The sequence below is a fragment of the Bradyrhizobium oropedii genome (genome assembly GCF_020889685.1).
GTDB classification, from domain to species: domain Bacteria; phylum Pseudomonadota; class Alphaproteobacteria; order Rhizobiales; family Xanthobacteraceae; genus Bradyrhizobium; species Bradyrhizobium oropedii.
In genome coordinates, this window is sequence record NZ_JACMYO010000385.1 from 1 (window position 1) to 2,167 (window position 2,167).

2 protein-coding genes and 1 pseudogene are annotated in these 2,167 nt (G+C 65.1%); 2 read left to right on the forward strand and 1 reads right to left on the reverse strand.

The window, feature by feature from the left end:
• Positions 1 to 124 (reverse strand): annotated as a pseudogene (locus H8A95_RS42645) (glycosyl transferase); the annotation flags it as partial.
• Between the two features lie 164 nt (positions 125 to 288).
• On the opposite strand from H8A95_RS42645, the gene H8A95_RS42650 reads away from it, so the two are divergent.
• A complete protein-coding gene (locus tag H8A95_RS42650) occupies positions 289 to 1,467 on the forward strand; it encodes a PA0069 family radical SAM protein (protein WP_229188401.1) in 1,179 nt (392 codons plus the stop codon).
• 108 nt (positions 1,468 to 1,575) lie between these two features.
• Positions 1,576 to 2,022: a VOC family protein gene (locus H8A95_RS42655; protein ID WP_229188402.1), complete on the forward strand. Its 447-nt coding sequence runs from the start codon at positions 1,576 to 1,578 to the stop codon at positions 2,020 to 2,022.
• Positions 2,023 to 2,167 lie beyond the last annotated feature (145 nt).

Here is a 2,167-nt window from a genome sequence, read left to right on the forward strand (position 1 = left end):
TGCTGGTGCGGTCAACCAGCAGCACCTCGCGGATCACGCCGGCGGCCGCGCCCGGCACCAGCGCCGCCAATGTCGCGACCGCGGTGCGCTCGACCCCGTCGGTTGGAATGATCACGCTCAGCATGATTTGAGGCTTCGGTGGCTCAAACGGTTCAGGAAACTCCGGCCGTGTTATCACCTTGTCATATTCAAAGCAGCCTGTTCGCCTGCAGAATTTTGTAGCAAGGTTCTGTGGAATTTCTGCGCTCATGTTCTTGATTTGTTCTTACGCTGTGTTAGCTTCGGAACATGAGCCGAGCATCCTCTCATGCCCTCAAGCACCCGCCGGTAACGGCGCCCTCCGATAACCCGGCGGGTGCACCTTCACCTGTTCCTGCCCCTTTTCCCGAGCTTGCGGTCGCGATCGAGCGCGAGCGACGGCGTGGCCGCGGCGCGCAGTCCAACGCCAGCGGCCGCTACGAGGCCGAGGCGCGGGTTGCCTTCGACGACGGCTGGCAGAGCCTCGAAGACCTGCCGCCGTTTTCGACCAGCGTGGCGCTCGACACCTCGCGCAAGGTCATCACCCGAAACGATTCGCCGGACATCGGCTTCGATCGTTCGATCAATCCCTATCGCGGCTGCGAGCATGGCTGCGTCTATTGCTTCGCCCGGCCGACCCACGCCTATCTCGGCCTGTCGCCGGGGCTTGACTTCGAATCCAAGCTGTTCGCCAAGCCGGACGCGCCCGCGCTGCTCGAGAAGGAGCTGGCTGCGCCCGACTATGAAGCGCGGATGATCGCGATCGGCACCAACACCGATCCCTATCAGCCGATCGAGCGCGAACGGAAAATCATGCGCGGCATTCTCGAGGTGCTGGAGCGCGCCGGCCATCCGGTCGGCATCGTCACCAAGTCGGCGCTGGTGACCCGCGACATCGATATCCTGGCGCGGATGGCCAAGCGCAATCTCGCCAAGGTCGCGCTCTCGGTGACGACGCTCGACCCGAAGCTCGCCCGCACCATGGAGCCGCGCGCCTCGACCCCGCCGAAGCGGCTCGAGGCGATCAAGCGGCTCGCGGATGCCGGCATCCCGACCACGGTGATGGTCGCGCCCGTGATCCCGGCGCTGAACGACTCCGAGATCGAGCGCATCCTCGATGCCGCCGTGCATGCCGGCGCCAGGGAGGCGAGTTACGTGCTGCTGCGGCTGCCGCTCGAGGTCCGCGATCTCTTTCGCGAATGGCTGATGGCCAACTATCCCGACCGCTACCGCCACGTCTTCACGCTGATCCGCGACATGCGCGGCGGCCGCGATTACGACTCGCAATGGGGCACGCGGATGAAGGGCACCGGCCCGATGGCCTGGATGATCGGCCGCCGCTTCGAGATCGCCTGCGAAAAGCTCGGCCTCAACAAGCGGCGGACCAAGCTGACCACCGATCACTTCGCCAAGCCGAAGCGCAGCGGGCAGCAGCTCAGTCTGTTCTGAGGCTAAGGACGTCATTGCGAGGAGCGGAGCGACGAAGCAATCCATGCTTCGGCATATGCGGTACGATGGATTGCTTCGCTTCGCTCGCAATGACGGGAAAGGTAAAATATGAGTAACGCCCCGACCGCACGCTTCACCGTCCTCACGCTCGGCGTCAGCGACATGCGCGCCGGCATCGCCTTCTACGAATCGCTCGGCTTCACCAGAAAGATGCGCGCGACCGGTGAGGAGGTTGCCTTCTTCGAGACCGGCGGCACCGTGCTCGGGCTGTTCCCGTGGCATCTGCTCGCCGCTGACGCCGGCCTGCCCGATCAGCCGCGGCCGGCCGCCTTCCGCGGCGTTGCGATTGCCTGGAACTGCAACGACGATGCGGAGGTCGATCGCGTGATGGCGTTCGCGCTGTCGAAGGGCGCGACATTGCTGAAGCCGGCCCAGCCGACCAGCTATGGCGGTTACTGCGGTTATTTCGGCGACCCTGATGGCCACGCCTGGGAAGTGGTGCGCGCGCCGGGCTTCGAGGTGCTCGATAACAGGCGCGTGTCCATCCCGGATTAGGGCGAGCCGGCACGCAAGTGCGCTCCCTCGCCCCGTTCTTACGGGGAGAGGGCTGGGGTGAGGGGCTGTCTCCGCACATGCCGGCTACAGACGTGCTCGCGGAGAATCCCCCTCACCCGGAACGCATCTGACGATGCGTTCCGAC

Excerpts from the sequence above, each read along its gene's own strand:
- H8A95_RS42650 (WP_229188401.1), top strand. The coding sequence starts at position 289 with ATGAGCCGAGCATCCTCTCATGCCCTCAAGCACCCGCCGGTAACGGCG.
- H8A95_RS42655 (WP_229188402.1), top strand. The coding sequence starts at position 1,576 with ATGAGTAACGCCCCGACCGCACGCTTCACCGTCCTCACGCTCGGCGTC.